Source organism: Priestia sp. YIM B13551 (assembly GCF_042787905.1).
Taxonomy (GTDB): domain Bacteria; phylum Bacillota; class Bacilli; order Bacillales; family Bacillaceae_H; genus Priestia.
Map to the genome: position 1 here is coordinate 187,254 of NZ_JBHZOX010000005.1, position 18,423 is coordinate 205,676.

General features: G+C 36.8%; 15 protein-coding genes. 7 read left to right on the forward strand and 8 right to left on the reverse strand.

The window, feature by feature from the left end:
* Nucleotides 1-29: 29 nt before the first annotated feature.
* From ACFX4N_RS22645 to ACFX4N_RS22660, 4 genes are all read right to left on the reverse strand, one after another.
* Nucleotides 30-467, reverse strand: coding sequence for a YaaR family protein (locus ACFX4N_RS22645; protein ID WP_013059770.1), 438 nt, complete (start codon nucleotides 465-467; stop codon nucleotides 30-32).
* Nucleotides 468-586: 119 nt separating this feature from the next.
* Nucleotides 587-1,018 (reverse strand): flagellar export chaperone FliS, encoded by a 432-nt coding sequence (gene fliS / locus ACFX4N_RS22650; protein WP_098547092.1) that lies wholly within the window; start codon nucleotides 1,016-1,018, stop codon nucleotides 587-589.
* Between the two features lie 423 nt (nucleotides 1,019-1,441).
* A complete protein-coding gene (locus ACFX4N_RS22655; RefSeq protein WP_013059772.1) occupies nucleotides 1,442-2,125 on the reverse strand; it encodes a response regulator in 684 nt (227 codons plus the stop codon).
* Nucleotides 2,126-2,202: 77 nt separating this feature from the next.
* Nucleotides 2,203-3,351: a sensor histidine kinase gene (locus ACFX4N_RS22660; protein WP_013059773.1), complete on the reverse strand. Its 1,149-nt coding sequence runs from the start codon at nucleotides 3,349-3,351 to the stop codon at nucleotides 2,203-2,205.
* A gap of 439 nt (nucleotides 3,352-3,790) precedes the next feature.
* Here ACFX4N_RS22660 and ACFX4N_RS22665 point away from each other — a divergent pair, with 439 nt between their 5' ends.
* Entirely contained in the window at nucleotides 3,791-4,426 is a 636-nt protein-coding gene (locus ACFX4N_RS22665) for a YigZ family protein (protein WP_029319369.1), read from the forward strand.
* Between the two features lie 196 nt (nucleotides 4,427-4,622).
* A complete protein-coding gene (locus ACFX4N_RS22670) occupies nucleotides 4,623-5,621 on the forward strand; it encodes an LCP family protein (protein WP_013059775.1) in 999 nt (332 codons plus the stop codon).
* Nucleotides 5,622-5,659: 38 nt separating this feature from the next.
* On the opposite strand, the gene ACFX4N_RS22675 is transcribed toward ACFX4N_RS22670, so the two are convergent.
* On the reverse strand, nucleotides 5,660-6,712 hold the full coding sequence (locus ACFX4N_RS22675) for a glycosyltransferase family 4 protein (protein WP_013059776.1): 1,053 nt from the start codon (nucleotides 6,710-6,712) through the stop codon (nucleotides 5,660-5,662).
* Between the two features lie 629 nt (nucleotides 6,713-7,341).
* Here ACFX4N_RS22675 and ACFX4N_RS22680 point away from each other — a divergent pair.
* Together ACFX4N_RS22680 and ACFX4N_RS22685 are read left to right on the forward strand one after the other, a co-directional pair.
* Entirely contained in the window at nucleotides 7,342-7,875 is a 534-nt protein-coding gene (locus ACFX4N_RS22680; RefSeq protein ID WP_013059777.1) for an NfeD family membrane protein, read from the forward strand.
* A 20-nt stretch (nucleotides 7,876-7,895) separates the two neighbouring features.
* On the forward strand, nucleotides 7,896-9,425 hold the full coding sequence (locus ACFX4N_RS22685; RefSeq protein WP_013059778.1) for a flotillin lipid rafts scaffold protein FloT: 1,530 nt from the start codon (nucleotides 7,896-7,898) through the stop codon (nucleotides 9,423-9,425).
* Nucleotides 9,426-9,461: 36 nt separating this feature from the next.
* Here ACFX4N_RS22685 and ACFX4N_RS22690 read toward each other — a convergent pair whose 3' ends face one another.
* From ACFX4N_RS22690 to galU, 3 genes are all read right to left on the reverse strand, one after another.
* On the reverse strand, nucleotides 9,462-10,169 hold the full coding sequence (locus ACFX4N_RS22690) for a WecB/TagA/CpsF family glycosyltransferase (protein ID WP_163081369.1): 708 nt from the start codon (nucleotides 10,167-10,169) through the stop codon (nucleotides 9,462-9,464).
* A gap of 66 nt (nucleotides 10,170-10,235) precedes the next feature.
* Complete coding sequence (locus ACFX4N_RS22695; RefSeq protein ID WP_013059780.1) at nucleotides 10,236-11,519, reverse strand: nucleotide sugar dehydrogenase; 1,284 nt, start codon at nucleotides 11,517-11,519, stop codon at nucleotides 10,236-10,238.
* A gap of 245 nt (nucleotides 11,520-11,764) precedes the next feature.
* Nucleotides 11,765-12,649, reverse strand: coding sequence for a UTP--glucose-1-phosphate uridylyltransferase GalU (gene galU, locus ACFX4N_RS22700; protein ID WP_029319374.1), 885 nt, complete (start codon nucleotides 12,647-12,649; stop codon nucleotides 11,765-11,767).
* A 241-nt stretch (nucleotides 12,650-12,890) separates the two neighbouring features.
* Between galU and ACFX4N_RS22705 the strand changes: the two genes are divergently transcribed.
* The 3 genes from ACFX4N_RS22705 to ACFX4N_RS22715 all read left to right on the forward strand — a co-directional run bounded on the left by ACFX4N_RS22705 (nucleotide 12,891) and on the right by ACFX4N_RS22715 (nucleotide 18,420).
* A complete protein-coding gene (locus ACFX4N_RS22705; protein WP_029319376.1) occupies nucleotides 12,891-14,453 on the forward strand; it encodes a hypothetical protein in 1,563 nt (520 codons plus the stop codon).
* Nucleotides 14,446-17,076 carry a DEAD/DEAH box helicase gene (locus ACFX4N_RS22710; RefSeq protein WP_057275286.1) on the forward strand — a complete coding sequence of 877 codons (2,631 nt, stop codon included), beginning with the start codon at nucleotides 14,446-14,448 and terminating at the stop codon, nucleotides 17,074-17,076. The genes ACFX4N_RS22705 and ACFX4N_RS22710 overlap by 8 nt, the downstream gene beginning before the upstream one ends.
* A 297-nt stretch (nucleotides 17,077-17,373) precedes the next feature.
* Nucleotides 17,374-18,420, forward strand: coding sequence for a C40 family peptidase (locus ACFX4N_RS22715; protein WP_377262514.1), 1,047 nt, complete (start codon nucleotides 17,374-17,376; stop codon nucleotides 18,418-18,420).
* Nucleotides 18,421-18,423 lie beyond the last annotated feature (3 nt).

Below are 18,423 nucleotides of genomic sequence, written 5' to 3' on the forward strand. Positions count from 1 at the left end.
GAGAGGTTTACCTATTAGTAAAAGCTCCCTCACGTATACATATTAATTAACAAACCTTGAATTTCTCCAACCCGCTTGAGTAAATTTAAACTGTCTTTTTCTTTTTGAAGGATATCATTTGTCAAGTCAACTAGTTTCGTATCCACTTCTTTCACTAACTTATATACTTTAGTCGTTCCTCTATGATTAAATCCTCTTTCTTCATGAAGTTCAAAACCATTTTTAACCACTTCGTTCATAAACTGCTTCACAAGCGTCTTGTATTTCCGCAAAGAATCAATAGTTTGACTTTTCACTAACTGCTTTCCCTGTTCTTCAATTTTATTTATCACTTGAGTTAAATGTTCATAGGTTAGTTCTTTTTGTTTCTTGGCCATTACTCCTGTAAATGAAACCGAACCACTTACTTCTTTTTCTCTAATGAGATTCATGGAAGAAGAAAGACTGTTAATTCGCTGTACCTCCACTATGTATCTCTCCTTTCTCTGTTAGTATACACTCCATTCAATTTAGACTTTTAGATGTGCTAGCTTGATTAGCTGAAAGTTTCGAGAGGCATCTGATGCGTGGATATGATGATTATCCTTTAGCTAAGAATGATACTTATGTGCTGTTCATAAGAAGACAGCTTGTTTTTTCGGAGCGAAGAGGTAACTTTAGGCGTCGCTTTTAACACTTCATTCCAAGCGTTAGAAAGCTTCTTCATCATTTGTTGAACTTCACATAAAATAAATGTATCTTTTTTTAAATTAGCCCTAATTAATCGCTCAGACATATAGTTGTATAGGGTATCTAACTGCTCTGCAATGATACCTGCTTGATATGTTAAGCCAATTCCTAGCCGATATAAAATATCGTTGCACTGTTTAATTTTTTCATTCGCTGTAAAATAATCGCTGTGTTGAATTGCTATAACAGCTTCATCAATATTTTGAATAAATTTTTCATACATCATAGCTGTTAGCTCTTGCGGAGATTTATGATAGATTAATTCTTCCGTTATAAAATTCAGCTTCATCACCTTCTTGTCTTCTTTAAATCAGTTTTCTATTTATTTCACTAAAAGCTAACTTTTAAATTTTTTAAAGGACACCAGTTGAAGTTTGAATAAATTCTTCTACGACCTCATATGTATCTGAATGTATTAAAGACCTTTTTTTACAAGAGCATGCATCAACTTGATGGACATTGTTTTGAGGTATGGATGCTTTCATCGAAGGTTGTAGGATCCTTAAGATTCCCTTTATGCTTAAACGAAGTTAAAGGACGAGTAAATGTGTAAAGGTATCATCCTTTGCCTTCCTAAAAGATATTTTCTCCCCTTAACTTATCGGTTGTTTTCCTCTCTCATTAAACATGACTTTTTACCTACAATTTCAAAAAAAGTTATAAAAAGAAAAAAAAAGTCCGATATGCCTAGTGGTATATCGGACTTTTGAACTTATCTTACTTCTACCCAACCGTTTTTGATTGCCACAACAACAGCTTGAGTACGATCATTTACATTCATTTTTTGCAAAATATTACTCACATGGTTTTTAACGGTTTTTTCACTAATATATAATGCTTCTCCGATTCCTCGGTTACTTTTACCATCAGCTAACAGTTGTAGCACTTCGCACTCACGACGTGTTAACAAATGTAGTGGACGGCGAATCTCAATTGGTTCGTGCGGATAAGAAGACGATTGTCCTTGAGCTGCTAGTCGACGGTACTCTTTTACTAAACTATGCGTTACCTTAGGGTGTAAATATGAACCACCTTCTGCAACTACTTTCACCGCCTCAATTAACGCATCCGCATCCATTTCTTTTAGCAGATAGCCTCGTGCACCTGTTTGTAAGGCATGAGTTACATATGTCTCATCATCATGGATAGATAAAATAATAACTTTAGCGTCCGGATTTACTTCTACAAGCTTTTTCGTAGCTTCTACACCATTTACAGCCGGCATGTTAATATCCATGATTACAACATCAGGTTGATGTTCTTCTACAAGGTCAATAACTTCGCTACCGTCGTCACCTTCTGCAACTACTTCAAAATCTTTTTCGAAATCTAAAATTCTTTTTACTCCTTCACGGAATAATTGGTGATCGTCGATTATGATAATTCTTGTCTGCATGTTTGATTCCTCCCCAAATCGAACAACAAATGTTTTACTCTATATTGACCCCTATTTATATACATATCTCTGCCTTTTTAAGCGGCTATAATCGGTACTTTAATCATAACAAGCGTGCCTTGGTTAATTTTCGAATGAACAGAAATAGTCCCATCTAACAAATCAACACGCTCTTTCATTCCTATTAAGCCGAACGAATTCTCTTTTTTCTCTTCTTGATTAAAACCGCAGCCGTCATCTTTGACAAGCAAAATAGCGTGTTCATTGTTGAACTCTATCTTCACTTGGATTTCCGTCGCGTCTGCATGTTTTAATGCGTTCGTTACAGCTTCTTGCACTAAACGAAACAGTGCTACTTCTAATTTTGAAGCAGTTCGCTTCTCTTGTCCAATGGAAATAAACGTAATCCGAGGCTTGCCTTCGTTATAATCTTCGATTGTATCAAGATATTTACGCAGCGTCGGAATTAGACCTAAGTCGTCAAGTGCCATCGGTCTTAAATCATATATAATTCGACGCACTTCGTATAGGGCAGAACGAACCATTTTTCGTAAATCTCGAATTTCTTCCATTGCTTCTTTTGCACTACGTTCCCGGTAAATTCGGTCAATTAATTCTGATCTCATCATAACATTTGCAAGCATTTGAGCTGGGCCGTCATGAATCTCTCTTGACAAACGTTTCCGTTCCTCTTCCTGAGCTTCAATAATCCGAAAGCCAAAATACTCTTTTTGAATGGCATCTTCTACTATTTCCCCTACTTGTTTTAAATCACTTGTTAAATAATTTAACACAACGGAAATTTGACCTACTAGGTGATCTGCACGTTTAATCGTTTCTTCTAATGTAAGCAAGCGTCTTTCTAGTTCATCTCGACGATTACGCAGCTGATATTCGCTTTGCTGATTCATCAGCAGCTTGGTTTGTAATTCGTGTGCTTTTTCATAAGCGTCTTTTACTTCAGGCTCTGAATAAATTTGAAAATGTCGGCTCACATCAGACAAACGCTTTCGAGCCAACCTTGCCTGAGTTTCCAATTTATCGCCTTGCTCTATCGTCTCAAGAACTTTCCCTTTTAACACTTCTAACTCTTCTTTTATTTGCTGATATTCTTGTCTGGCATCTTCAGAAAGGCGATAGACTTCATTTTTACTATCTCCCACTGTGCCAATAATCTTCTCGAAAATTTCATCAAGTGCCTTGCTTGTTAATTTATGTTTCGACATTTACTCACCCCAAACTATACTCACATTCGGAGAAATGTCTATACGTTCATGCTATATATAGTATTCGTATGACCTATCTGAATTGTGAGGATAAGATCCATATTTTCTCCCTATCTGACTTTTTATATCCAAAAAGTAACGGTTGTTTTTAGTACCCTCAAACTCGACATCAATCGACGCTTGACTCGCGTTATTTGAATAGATTACCATTTACGCTCACTCTTCAACAGTGACTAACTGCCTGTTTAAACCATTTCATTATTTAGCTATACAAGCCTGCACACTCTTTTATTATAACGTATATTCTGTATAGCTTGTTCAAGTGATGTTGAATTTGATTAATTGATGTCTTTTCATAAACATTTTATACTAATAGCAAGTAAACAGTACGTAAATACCCGTTTTTCTTCTATTTATAACGCTAAGGAGGATTTTTTGATTGTTATCACAATATTATACCGTAAAACAAGAAGGTTCACATGAAATCACTATTCAAAAATCTAGATTCATTTGTCATATGAAACGTGTAACAACTGAGGAAGAAGCTCAGCAATTTATCCAAGACATTAAAAAACAGCACTGGAATGCTACTCATAACTGTTCAGCTTACCTAATTGGAGAACGAGATCAATTTCAAAAAGCAAACGATGATGGAGAACCAAGTGGAACAGCAGGCGTACCAATGTTAGAAGTGCTCAAAAAAAGAGGCTTAAAAGATACCGTGGTCGTCGTTACGCGCTATTTCGGAGGCATTAAATTGGGCGCAGGTGGCTTGGTGCGCGCGTATGGAAAATCCGTTTCCGAAGCGTTAAATGAACTAGGTACAGTCAAACGAACTCTCATGGCGGTTATGCATACAACCGTCGACTATACATGGCTTGGAAAATTAGAAAATGAGCTTCGCAGTTCCGTTTATCTATTAAAAGAAATCCACTACGCAGATATGGTAGAGATTGAAACATTTGTAGAGGAAGCTCAAACAGAAGCATTTACTGAATGGATGACCGAGCTAACAAACGGCCAAGCAAACATTCGAGCAGGTGAGACGACCTATTTAGAAGAAGATGTAGAATGAATTATTTACTCTTATTAAAAAACATTGTACAATTGATAAATAGCGCAACTATTCTGATGGTTGCGCTACTTGTCAATGAGTAAAAAACCTCGTACAGATGCATAGCTTTGACGAGTTTGATTCATACATTCCAATTTATAACACATACTAAGTGTCACAATAAGTGTTCGAATATACGAATAAAAGGAGAAACCGTATGGCTCAATATAGACGTTTTCAAAAAAGAGTAAACAAACGGAAAAGAAAACGAAGGCTTTTTACATTTTTTCTGTTACCTATCCTTATTTTAGGGCTTTCTGCAACCGCTTATGGCTCTTATTTATTTGTTAAAGCTAAAACAGTAGCTTCTGATTCTTATGAAGGACTTGGAGATCGCGATAATTCTCCTATGCGTGATCGTAAAATCGATCCCAAAAAAGATGATATATCCATTTTATTTATGGGCGTAGATGATAGTGAAACCAGGAAATTCGGAAAATCAGCCCGTACGGATGCTTTAATTTTGGCGACCTTTAACGAAACCAATAAAACCGTAAAGCTTGTAAGCATACCTCGAGATTCGCGGGTTTATATACCTGAAGTGAACAGAAAAGATAAAATTACTCATGCACATGCTTACGGAGGTCCAAAAGCAACTGTAGAAACGGTAGAACAGCTGTTTAATGTCCCTGTTGATTACTATGTTAAAGTGAATTTTAAAGCTTTCACAGACATTGTAGACTCACTTGGGGGAATCGATTTTGATGTACCTTATGCGATGAGTGAAAAGGACTCAAAAGATCGTCATAATGCTATTGTCTTAAAACCAGGAAATCAACATTTAAATGGCGAAGAAGCGTTAGCTGTTGCTCGAACACGAAAACAAGACAACGATATTGAGCGAGGAAAAAGACAACAGCAGTTGATTGAAGCCATGATTAAAAAAGCTGCTTCCATTGGATCACTAAATAAATATGGAAATCTTATCGAAGCTGTTGGCGATAATATGAAAACGAATTTAATGTTCGGTGAAATGCTTTCGTTTTATGATTATGCTTCGAAAAAAGTAGACATCGAAACCATTAACTTAGACGGTAGCGATGAAAAAATTAACGGCGTGTACTACTTTAAACTAGACAATGATTCAGTGGAAAAAGTAAGTGAAAAGCTCCGCAAGCATTTAGGCATTGAATCAACTTCAGATACAACAGAATAATTAAAAAGACCTCTTGGATATCCAAGAGGTCTTTTTAATTAATTTTTTAAACGAAGTCCACGAACCATGTTAAGAATTGGCCTATATGTCTTATCAACTAGTCCTATCTTTTCAACAATAATTTCAATGGCTACAAGGAGGATAGCTAGTACAAGAAAAGACCCCCACATTGTTTGTACCTTTGAGAAGATAACTGCCGCTAAACCAAATATCGCACTCATTCCATAAATAATTAAAACCGTTTGTCTATGGCTGTACCCTAAGCGCAACAAGCAATGATGCAAATGAGATTTATCAGGAGCCGATAGCGGTTGATTTTTTACGATTCGGCGAATAATAGCAAAGAACGTATCTGAAATTGGTACCCCTAAAATAATAACTGGAACAATGAAGGAAATAACCGCTACATTTTTAAATCCTAACAGAGACAATACAGAAATCATATAGCCTAAAAACAGTGCTCCTGTATCGCCCATAAAAATCTTAGCGGGGTGAAAGTTGTAAAACAAAAATCCGAGCGTACTTCCCAATACGATGAAACCCATGCTTGTCACAAATACATTGCCCATCATAATAGCCATACCCGAGATGGTAATCAATACAATAGAGGAAACGCCGGCAGCTAATCCATCCAATCCATCAATTAAATTAATAGCATTGGTAATTCCTACAATCCATAATACCGTAATTGGAATACTTAACATTCCGAATTCTAATTTTCCGCCAAACGGCAAGTTAATGAAGTCAATTTGGACTCCACCGTATACAACAACAATTAATGTCGCTACTAGCTGACCGCCTAATTTGATTTTAGCGGATAGCTCAATCATATCATCTAAGACACCGGTAATGATGATAATGATGCTTCCGATTAAAATCGGCAGCGCATATTTACTGTCAGGCTGTAAAACGAGGTATCCAATAAGAAAACTAAAAAATATCGCCAAACCTCCAAGGCGAGGCATAATTTTTTGATGAACTTTTCGTTGATTTGGTTTATCCGTTGCACCTATTTTAAACGCCAGCTTCTTAACCAGCGGAGTGATCAGAATAGATGTAATAAAACAAATAAACAAGGTCAAATATAGCATGGAGACCCTCCTCAGGTTTATGTTAACCAAAACCATAAAAAATGTATCCAACTTTATATAATTGGATAGTATTTCAAATTGTGTATAACAATAATTACTTACTTATTCCCAAAATGGATTATATCACAATGATTCTACTACTTAAATAGAAATTTATTCTCAAAAATTAGCACATTTACAAACTATCAATAGAAAAGAACTGTATTTTTTGGTGTATAAACAGCTGATTTACTTTATTCTTGTGTGGTTATTTTATGTAGAACATTTTCTTTACTATACTTTATGAAAATATAAGCGAACTCCCCCCTTTTCGTCTAATTTATTCGTCATCTCTAACTCTTTTTCCTTTTTATTAAGCATATTTAAACCTTTATTTTTATTTCACATGGCCCCACTCATTATATGAACAAACTTTTGACCTATGCATGTCCACTATTTCAAACCACATTCACTGAATCGTTGTCCTTATCTTATATCATTTAAAAGTTAAAATATAGTGAAATGGATAGAGATGAAATTAAACAAAAAAAGGAATTTTATCAAAAAAATGAAACTTTTTTCGATACGGTTCGTAATACATAGTAGGAACAGCATCAATCATCTTACATAAAGGGGGTGTTGAATGAACTATGTTCGGTCTATCTGTTCAAACAGTGTATTTGTATGGATTAATTATCTGCGGAAGTCTCACCTTCTTATACATTTTATTTAGCGATTTGTTAGATGGATTATCTGAAGCGATACCTTTTTTTAACCCCACTCTTCTTTTTTCTTTTTTAACATTCTTTAGTGCCAGTGGATATTTGTTCACCTATACGTCATTGCAAAATTATTGGATTATTTCGATTTCCGCTCTTATTGCCCTTCTACTCGTTATTTTGCTCAACGTTTTTGTATTGATTCCTTTATCATCGGCTGAAGAGTCTCTTGCTTTTACTGAAGATTCGTTAAAAGGAAGACTTGGTACCATTATTACTTCCGTTCCTGCAGATGGTTATGGAGAAGTATTTATCGAAGGTGTTAGCGGCACTATCTCCAAACCCGCAGCCAGCTTTAAAAACACTGCTATACCTTTAGGCAGCAAAGTGCTTGTTGTAGATATACAAAGGGGCAACGCACTCGTTGTGATTTATGAAGAAGTTATGACCAATCACTCATTATAAATAGTATTAGGGGGAGTTTTATGTTTTCAACACCTATATTAGTTGTCGTTGGAATTGTTGTTTTTTTATTAATTGCGCTGATTGCCGTATTTATTACAAAATACCGTACAGCAGGTCCAGATGAAGCGTTAATTGTAACAGGAAGCTATCTGGGAAACAAAAACGTGCACATCGATGAATCCGGAAACCGCATTAAAATTGTTCGCGGCGGCGGTACGTTTGTGCTGCCAGTTTTTCAGCAGGCTGAGCCTCTGAGCTTGCTGTCAAGCAAACTGGAAGTATCTACACCTGAAGTATATACAGAACAAGGTGTTCCTGTTATGGCTGATGGGGTATCAATCATCAAAATTGGAGGTTCTATTTCAGAAATTGCAACGGCCGCTGAGCAGTTTTTAGGCAAAGCAAAAGAAGATCGTGAAACCGAAGCTAGAGAAGTCTTAGAAGGTCACCTTCGCTCGATTCTTGGTTCTATGACGGTAGAAGAAATTTACAAAAACCGTGAAAAATTCTCTCAAGAAGTACAGCGCGTAGCTTCACAAGATCTAGCTAAAATGGGGTTAATTATTGTATCGTTTACAATTAAAGACGTTCGGGATAAGAACGGCTATCTAGAATCTCTAGGGAAACCTCGTATTGCTCAAGTTAAGCGAGATGCTGACATCGCAACAGCGGAAGCTGAAAAAGAAACAAGAATCAAGCGTGCTGAGGCTCATAAAGATGCCCAAAAAGCGGAGCTTGAGCGAAATACAGAAATCGCGGAAGCTGAAAAAATGAATCAGTTAAAAACCGCTGAATATCGTCGCGAACAAGATATTGCCAAAGCTCGTGCTGACCAGGCATATGATCTAGAAACAGCTCGCGCGAAACAAGATGTAACAGAACAAGAAATGCAAATCCGCATTATTGAACGTCAGAAACAAATTGAATTAGAAGAAAAAGAAATTCTTCGTCGTGAGCGTCAATACGATTCTGAAGTAAAAAAGAAAGCAGATGCAGATCGTTACTCTGTTGAGCAATCCGCAGAAGCTGAAAAAGCAAAACAGCTTGCTGAAGCAGACGCCAACAAATATCGAATTGAAGCAATGGCTAAAGCTGAAGCTGAACGCGTTCGAATTGATGGTTTAGCAAAAGCTGAAGCTCAGCGTGCCCAAGGTGAATCTGAAGCTGAGATTATCCGCTTAAAAGGTTTAGCTGAAGCAGAAGCTAAACAAAAAGTAGCTGAAGCATTCGAGCAGTTCGGTCAAGCGGCTATTTTAGATATGATTATCAAGATGCTTCCTGAATATGCAAAACAAGTTGCAAGTCCTTTAGCAAATATCGACAAAATTACGGTTGTGGATACAGGAAGCAACGGTGAAAACAGCGGAGCTAATAAAGTGACTGGCTATGCAACAAACTTAATGTCTTCTCTTCAAGAATCGCTGAAAGCATCCTCAGGTATAGATGTGAAGGAATTGATTGAAAACTTTTCTGGAAAAGGAAATGTGCGACAAAGCTTGCACGAACTAACGGATGAAATCAAGCAACAAAACAAGAAAGAAGATATCTAAAAATAAAAAGCATGCGGACATAATCCGCATGCTTTTTTAACCTCTTAACACTCGGAGAAGAAACCTAGGTAATTCTAACTGACGCTTCCATCTCCATGGTTCTTTTAACAGTCGATAAAGCCACTCTAAACCAAACTTTTGAAAAACAGCAGGTGCTCGGTTCAATCGTCCTGAAATAACATCGAACGAGCCCCCTACGCCTTGATAAACAGAAGGATTGAGTTTCTCTTTATGAGCAATAATCCAATTTTCTTGGGCTGGACTGCCTAAAGCCACAAAAACAATTTCTGCTCCTGAATCATTAATCGTACGTTCAATGACTTCTTCATTTTTTTCGTAGCCATTTAATGTTCCAACAATTAAAATCCCTGGAAACATCTCTTCCAACTTAGCTTTGGCTTCATCTGCAATTCCAGGCTTGGCTCCGTATAAAAAAATTCTTTTACCGTTATTCGTTGCTTCTTTACACAGCTTCAGCATCATATCAATACCCGTTACACGCTCACGAATACGTCCCTTTTTGAGCTTTGAAGCTAAAATCACACCGATTCCATCTGGAATTTGATAAGTCGCTTGATTTAATAGTGACTTTAATTCCCTGTCTTCTTGTGCTTTCATAATTTTTTCAGGGTTGATTGCTACAATAAATGATTTTTGGCCTTTATCTATATCCTGAAGTAACTTTACCGCTAGCTCATCGTACGTGTCGCTACAAACGTCTATTCCTAAGATGTTTTCCTTCATTAAATCACCCGTATGTTGATTTTTTAGTTTTTTACAAACGAAAGACAGGCTGTTCAGCCCGTCTTTTTATAAAGTAGAAACTTTTGAATCACCAAGTAACACTACGTCAAAGCCTGCTGCTTTCCATTGATCACGCTGAATGCAGTTTTTCGTATCAAAAATAACTTTTGTACGCATGTGATTTTCAACAGCTGATGGAAGAAGCTCTTTGAACTCATTATGATCTGTTAAAATAAGAATCACATCCGCATGTGCAACAGCTTCATCCAAACTTTGCGTCTGACGTTCGATTTTATTCTCTTTGATATGAGGATCAAATGCTGTGTAATCAACGCCCAGCTTTTCTAAATGATGAAGTACATCTGTTGATGGACTTTCACGCATATCGTCAATATTTCCTTTAAAAGCTAAACCTAAAACAGCTACACGTCCATGTTGAATGCCCTTTTCATCTAGTAGGCTTTTCGTTTTCAATGCTGTATATTCAGGCATTGAATCATTTGTATGACGAGAAAGAGAAATAATTTTTGCCAGTTCTGGCTGAAGCTCCGTTAAGAACCAAGGGTCAACAGCAATACAGTGGCCGCCTACACCAGGACCTGGTAAATGAATGTTTACACGTGGATGATAGTTCGCTAACTTAATCGCTTCCCACGCATTTACACCAATTTTTTCACTGATTTTTGCCAGCTCATTTGCAAACGCAATGTTCACATCACGATATGTGTTTTCGATTACTTTCACCATTTCAGCTGTTGTAGCATCCGTTACGTGAATATTTCCTTTTACAAATGTTTTATAAAGCTCAACAGTCAAACGACTAGACTCTTCGTTAATACCACCGACAATACGGTCATTATTTACTAGTTCCTCAAATACCTTTCCTGGAATAACGCGTTCAGGTGAATGAGAAACAAATAACTCACTGCCTAATTCTAAACCAGTTTCTTTTAGCACAGGTAGCATAACGTCTTCTACTGTACGCGGAGGAACTGTGGATTCTAAAATTACTAAATTTCCTTTACGAACGTAAGGAACAATCGATTTTGTGGCTTCTCGAACATAGTTCAAGTTTGCCGTTTTATCTTCATTAATTGGTGATGGTACAGCAATAATAAAAATATCCGCCTCTTCAGCTGTTGTGCCTACCGTGAAGTGTCCGTTGTCAACTGCTGATTCTAAACGTTCTTGTAAGCCGTTTTCTTCTATATGAAGTTGCTTATTTTTAATTAATTCTACTGCTTTTTCATTTACGTCGACACCATGTACATATAAGCCGTGATTGGCAAACATAACAGCTGTCGGTAAACCTATATATCCTAAACCAACTACACACAATTTCTTTGTCATTGCAGAAAATCTCCTTTATATGACATGCTTAATAAATAAAACCTATCTGATATTATATCGAAAAATGTCATTTCATGATAGCATTTATATAAAAACATGAAATAATTTCTTTTACTTATTATTATGTAACATTTTATGAGAATTCATCAATAAACGATATAACCATCTTTTGTACAACGAGCTCTAACCCAAAAGAACTATTGAAAATCTCCTTGATTCCCAATAGTTCCCCTAGTAAATATATTTTACATATGCCCTTCTTTTTCGACAATTTCTCTAAAATAGCTCACTAACTCTTCTCGCAGCGGTTCTCTTTGCAGAGCTAAATCAATTGTTGCTTTAATGAATCCAAATTTATCTCCAACATCATAACGTTTTCCTTCGAAATAATAAGCAAGAACACGTTGAAATTCATTCAGACGTAAAATAGCATCTGTTAATTGAATTTCTCCTCCTGCGCCAATCTCTTCTCTACTTAAAATATCAAAAATTTCCGGTGTTAAAATATAGCGCCCCATAATTGCATAGCCTGAAGGGGCCTCTTCTGGATTCGGTTTTTCAACGAGCGTTTCTACGTCTAATAATCCTTTTTCAAGAGGCTCTCCTTTAGGACCTACAATTCCGTACTTTGAAGTTTCTTTCCTAGGCACCTCCTGTACACCAACTACAGCGCATTCATATTTTTCGTATACGTCCATTAACTGTTTCAAACAAGGTGTTTCTGATTGAACTACATCATCGCCTAGCATAACAGCAAAAGGTTCATCTCCGATAAAACTTCTTGCACAGTGAATGGCATGACCTAATCCTTTGGGTTCCTTTTGACGAATGTAGTGAACATTAGCCAAATTCGAAATCCCCTGCACTTCTTCGAGCATGTCCCACTTTTCCTTTGCGGCTAATGTTTCTTCTAACTCATATGATTTATCAAAATGATCTTCGATTGCTCGTTTTCCGCGACCGCTTACAATTAAAATATCTTCAATACCTGATGCTACTGCTTCTTCCACAATGTATTGAATCGTTGGTTTATCTACAATTGGCAGCATTTCTTTAGGCTGTGCTTTTGTAGCCGGCAAAAAGCGTGTCCCTAATCCAGCTGCTGGAATAATAGCTTTACGAATTTTCACTTACTTTTCCTCCTGTCAATGTCAATCGTGCTTATTGGTTATAGTATAGTAAGTCTGCGATTGAGTATGTACACAAAGTCATGTTGAGTCCATTTCTTTTTATAAAGAGTCATGTTGGATTCTGCTTTATCATAACAAAAGATTTTGTATAATTCTATTTTTATCATTTATAATGAAAAGAAAATTAATCACTTATAAATATAATTTTATGCTCCACTTATGTATAGAAAGGAATGGGATTATGAGTTCGTTTTCAGATCACTTACAGCACCAATTTATACATCATTTCCCGTACAGTGATGCACGCTATCGTACGAATGCCCAAGCAGGATTAGACCTTTACCGTACCCATTCATTCTTCATTTTGCACAATGATGAACAGATATTAAACGTTAAAATCGATTCGTTTTATGTTGAACTAAACAAGCAGCTGCTCCCTGAAAGTACCTGTTCTTGTCAGCATAACGGATTTTGTGAACACTGCTTTGCAGCGTTTTTTTATATGTATTCATTAATAGAACCGCTTGCGCCCCTATTCAAAGAATGGCGAAATCATGAAAAAGCAGCTTTGACTATGCTATCTGCCAAACAAGTGTTAAAAAAGCCGAAGGCAACTTTTCAAGAGTGGAGACAAACTTTTGAGGAGCAGTATACGCTTTTTATGCAGGGGCGGAACGAAAATGACCGTTCCATTTATCACGAATATTATCAGTACTATTACCGTGCTTTAGTGAAAAAGGCTCCTGAGCACCCATTGCTTTATGCTTTATTTTGTATGTATGGAGCGGTCCATACATTCTATAAACTATCAGCTCAATTACAGGCACATCAGCTTTCTACTAACATCGAGGAATCATTTGTATATAGTCACGTCTACAAAATAACAAATGAAATTTATGCTACCGCTGATTCATTAAAGCAAACGAAATACGATGGAGATGCATTATCTATTATAGAGGACAGCATTCCATACATCCGAGAATTATTGCATAAAGATATGCCTTTACAATACGAACGTATTGAGATTTATCGCGTTATTTGGCAAAAAGTCTTCACGTTAGAAAAGTGGCGAAAAACTGAGGAAAGCGAATTAAAAGCCAAGCACGTTTCTTTTATAAACAATACAGCTCTTTCCTATCTTTTATTCCTTCAAGAAAAAGATGGCGAAGCAAAAGAACGTTTGAGCGATGAAACACTACAAATGATTCCCTATCTTATTCCTTGGTTAAATGATTTATTGCACGAAAAAGAAACTGACCGCTTTGCTCAGTGGGGCTCTTATATAATGGCCTATATAGGAGATTACGTACGCACCGTTCCGACTACTTATCAAGGAAGCCGAAACATGGTCTCCATGATTGTAAATTTATTTCAGCACTATAAAGACTTAACGAACGATCAAACTTTGTATACTGAAGCATTACAAACATTACTTCCCTATAGTTTTATTGAATACAGTGATTTTCTATATGCTTCTGACCAATTGAAAAAGTGGGTTGAATTACAGGTGCTTCTTCAATATGACAGCATCAAATATGACGAGCAAACGATAGAAGCCTTAAAACAAAAAGATGAAAAGCTGGTTATTCCTCTTTATCATCAAATGATTTCAAAGCTGATTTATGAAAAAAAGAAAAGCAGTTATCAAGAAGCCTATATCTACTTACAAGAATTAAAGAGACTTTATCTACAAATGAATCGCTCTCTACTATGGGAACATTATATGGAAGAATTAGCGATAAAAACGAAGAAACAGCGCGCGTTTCAACAACTATTAGAAAAAGGAGATTTACTGAATGTTTGATTTGTTTCATTTAACACTTGAAGTCGAACCTGTACACGGTGACTTTTTTCTCTACTGTGTATCACCTAGCGGCCAAATTTTGCTCCCTGATACATGGAAAGATGCGCTGTTTCTATGGCATGAACAGACCTATTACGGAAGCGAAGCTACACAGGTTGAGATTAATGGAAAAAAAGGAATTCTTCTTTCTGCATGGCAAATGTTCACTTTCATACAACTACCTATTCAACAGCATGTGTTGAAACCGGCTTTGTCCGCTTCAGCGGAAGCTTATCAGCAAATTGCAGTCGATATGACAAAGAGGATTATCCAAGGGAAATTTCATTCTCTTCCTTTAAAAAAACAAATGACTGGATCGCTTTCACAAGCTGATGAGCAAGAGTGGCGAGCACAAATTAAAGAGAGCCTGTTAAAAAAAGAAGGAAAGGACTTTTTAATAAGCATAGAAGGCGAGAGCTATAATCCTCCCTTTGACCTTTCATTGCGTATTGTAGAGCCAACGACCGATGGAGATGTATGGATGGCTGAAACATTCGTGATTCCCCACGATGAAGCCAAAGAACCTTTTATACTGGGAAGAACGCTTCCTAAAGAGTGGAACCACTACGAATCATATATCGCTTACGAACACGAACGATGGAAAGCATTGGCTCCTACTTTATACCAAAAAGGCGCGTTTATTCAGTCTGTCCTAACAGATGAGGAAGTATGGGAATTTCTAACTCAAGATAGTCCAGCATTGATTAAACAAGGTGTCTCTATCCATTTGCCAAGCTGGTGGGAATCATTAAAAAAAGCCACCATCAAAGTATCTGGCGCTATAGAAAATACTTCATCTGCATTGTTTGGTAAGCAAGCTATCAGCAGCTTCCGCTGGTCATTTTCTATTGGCGATCAAACTTTCTCAGAAGAAGAGTTTCGGAAATTAGTCGAACAAAAACGCCGATTATTATCTATTAACGGACAGTGGATTCAACTGGATTCTAGATTAATTAAACAAGCGCAGAAAATTGTTAAAGAAGCTAGTAAAAAAGGCGTCTCAATTCATGAAATTTTAAAAACGAAGCTAACCTACATGGCAGACAGTAAAACCGATGAAGAAGAGGTAAAAGTTGAGTTCCAACTCCCCGCTTCCTTTCAATCATTTATTACATCCTTAACGGATTTAGAACGGCTGCCGGAAGTGCTGCCTCCCTCTGAATTTAAAGGTGCATTAAGACCTTATCAGCAGCAAGGTTTGAATTGGCTCATGTTTTTGAGAAAGTTTAACTTAGGAGGATGTCTAGCAGATGACATGGGGCTAGGTAAAACCATTCAATTAATTGGTTATTTAACAAATATTCATCAGTTACATAGCTCTCCTTCTCTTATCGTTTGCCCAACTTCTTTAATTGGAAACTGGGAAAAAGAATTACAGAAATTTGCCCCTTCTCTTCGTGTTCATGTTCATTACGGGCCGAAAAGAACCAACGGATACGCATTTGAGAAGATATGTGAAAGTACTGACGTTGTGATCACGACTTATCAAGTTGCTCTTTTGGATGTCGAATTGTTGAAAGGGTTTATGTGGAACAGCATTTCCTTAGACGAAGCACAACATGTTAAAAACCCGCAGACTAAACAGGCGAGAGCCATCCGTCAGCTGCAAGGAAGACACAAAATTGCGCTTACTGGAACTCCAATTGAAAACCGTCTGCTGGAACTATGGTCATTATTTGAATTCATCAATCCTGGTTACTTAGGAACAATCAATTCATTTAAAAACCGATTTGTAGCAGGCATTGAAAAAGGCGAGAAACCTGAACGAACTGTTGAGCTTAAAGCACTCATTCAGCCTTTCTTATTGAGAAGAACAAAACAAGATAAAAACATCGCCCGCTCACTGCCTGATAAACAAGAACAAAAAGAATATATCCCGCTGACAGCGGAACAAGCTTCACTTTACCAAGAGCTAGTTCAAGGAATGCTTCAAGAAACAGAGGAAAAAACAGGATTTGAACGAAAAGGCATGATTTTGCAAACACTAAATAAGCTAAAATTATTATGCAATCATCCAGCTTTGTACTTAAAGGAAAGTGCAGCTAAACAAACGGTACGGCGATCTCATAAAAGTGAAAAAATTATTGAACTCGTAGAGAGCATTCGCACACAGCAAGAAAGCTGTTTAATCTTTACTCAGTATATTGAAACAGGACTCATGCTGCAAAGAACCTTAGAAAAAGAAATCAACGAGCCGGTTTTATTCCTTCACGGAAGTTTGTCAAAAGAACAACGAGATGCGATGGTTGCTCAATTTCAAGCAAGGAAAAAAGCCATCTTTATCCTTTCTCTTCGCGCAGGTGGAACTGGATTGAATTTAACAGCTGCAAATCACGTTATTCATTTTGACCGATGGTGGAACCCTGCCGTTGAAAACCAAGCAACCGATCGCGCCCATCGAATTGGGCAGAATAAATTTGTTCATGTTCATAAGTTTATTACAAGAGGAACGATTGAAGAAAAAATTGATGAAGTGATGAATCAAAAACAACATCTAAACAATGAACTCATCCAAGGAGATCAATGGGTAACAGAACTTTCTAATAAAGAACTACAAGAGCTTCTTGCATACAGAAATGAATAAGAAAAATTATAAAATGTGTTACAACGTTACTAAAAAGAGGACTTTTTTACTTGTCCTCTTTTTTTATTAGATCATTCGACACAAAAAAATAAGTGCAAATCATTCTCCAGCTACTGATAAAGATACAAAAAGCGCAATAAATAGCGTTTTTTGAATAAAAAGGTATTTTTATAGCGAAAAAGACCCTTTACTTTCTCTTTAAATTCCAGCATATTTATACATATAATATTTTTGTAATTTAATAGACATATTGGAAAAATAAACACGAAACATTTACATAATTAGGGGGATTTATTAATGAAAAAAAGGCAGCTCGCTTTATCTCTAGGCACCATTGTTGGCGGGACATTCTTATATCAAGCATCAGCTGAAGCATCTGCTTCAACTGTTCAAGTGAAAGCTGGAGATACACTTTGGTCATTATCTACCAAATACCATACAACGGTAGAAGCTTTAAAAAGCGTAAATAAGTTATCTTCAAATACAATTCACATAGGACAAACGTTATCGATTCCTTCCGCTTCAACCTCTCAACCATCTAATAAGGAAGAAAAGCCTTCAGCTCCTGCTACTGGTTCGACCTATAAAGTTCAAAGCGGCGATACCCTTTGGAAAGTTGCTACTCGTTTTAATATGAACGTAGAAGAATTAAAACGTTTGAACGCTCTTTCTTCTAACATTATTTACATTAACCAAACGTTAAAAGTAAATGGAAGCAATAGCGCTTCGACTCCAACTACGAGTAAACCAGCAGAAACTCCTTCTAAGGATGCAAACGGAACTTACAAAGTTCAGCGTGGAGATAGCCTATCTAAAATAGCTTCGACATTTCACATGAGCGTCAGTGAGCTAAAACAAATAAACGGATTAACGTCTAATACGATTTATGTAAATCAACAATTAAAGGTATCAAAAAGCAGCCAAACAACTAGGCCAACAAAAAAACCAAGTACATCCACACCTTCAACTTCTAACGGAACATTAAATGTATCGCAAATGATTTCAGATGCAAAACGTTATATAGGTGTTCCTTACAAATGGGGTGGCACAACTCCTTCTGGTTTTGACTGCAGCGGATTCATTTATTATGTAATGAAACAACAAATTTCTACAACGCGCTATACGACGGCTGGTTATTGGAGTGTATCAACACCCGTCAGTAATCCACAGCCTGGAGACTTAGTGTTTTTTAATACATATTCTAGCGGTCCTACACATATGGGCATTTACCTTGGTAATCGTCAATTTATTCATGCTGGATCTTCTACGGGTGTAACCATCGCAAGCTTAGATAACAGCTACTGGAGCAAGCGCTACTTAGGGGCAAAAAGATTTTCTGAATAATTG

Coding starts and splice junctions, on each gene's coding strand:
- fliS (WP_098547092.1), bottom strand. CDS start 1,018: ATGAAGCTGAATTTTATAACGGAAGAATTAATCTATCATAAATCTCCG.
- ACFX4N_RS22655 (WP_013059772.1), bottom strand. CDS start 2,125: ATGCAGACAAGAATTATCATAATCGACGATCACCAATTATTCCGTGAA.
- ACFX4N_RS22660 (WP_013059773.1), bottom strand. CDS start 3,351: ATGTCGAAACATAAATTAACAAGCAAGGCACTTGATGAAATTTTCGAG.
- ACFX4N_RS22670 (WP_013059775.1), top strand. CDS start 4,623: ATGGCTCAATATAGACGTTTTCAAAAAAGAGTAAACAAACGGAAAAGA.
- ACFX4N_RS22675 (WP_013059776.1), bottom strand. CDS start 6,712: ATGCTATATTTGACCTTGTTTATTTGTTTTATTACATCTATTCTGATC.
- ACFX4N_RS22680 (WP_013059777.1), top strand. CDS start 7,342: ATGTTCGGTCTATCTGTTCAAACAGTGTATTTGTATGGATTAATTATC.
- ACFX4N_RS22685 (WP_013059778.1), top strand. CDS start 7,896: ATGTTTTCAACACCTATATTAGTTGTCGTTGGAATTGTTGTTTTTTTA.
- ACFX4N_RS22690 (WP_163081369.1), bottom strand. CDS start 10,169: ATGAAGGAAAACATCTTAGGAATAGACGTTTGTAGCGACACGTACGAT.
- ACFX4N_RS22695 (WP_013059780.1), bottom strand. CDS start 11,519: ATGACAAAGAAATTGTGTGTAGTTGGTTTAGGATATATAGGTTTACCG.
- ACFX4N_RS22705 (WP_029319376.1), top strand. CDS start 12,891: ATGAGTTCGTTTTCAGATCACTTACAGCACCAATTTATACATCATTTC.
- ACFX4N_RS22710 (WP_057275286.1), top strand. CDS start 14,446: ATGTTTGATTTGTTTCATTTAACACTTGAAGTCGAACCTGTACACGGT.
- ACFX4N_RS22715 (WP_377262514.1), top strand. CDS start 17,374: ATGAAAAAAAGGCAGCTCGCTTTATCTCTAGGCACCATTGTTGGCGGG.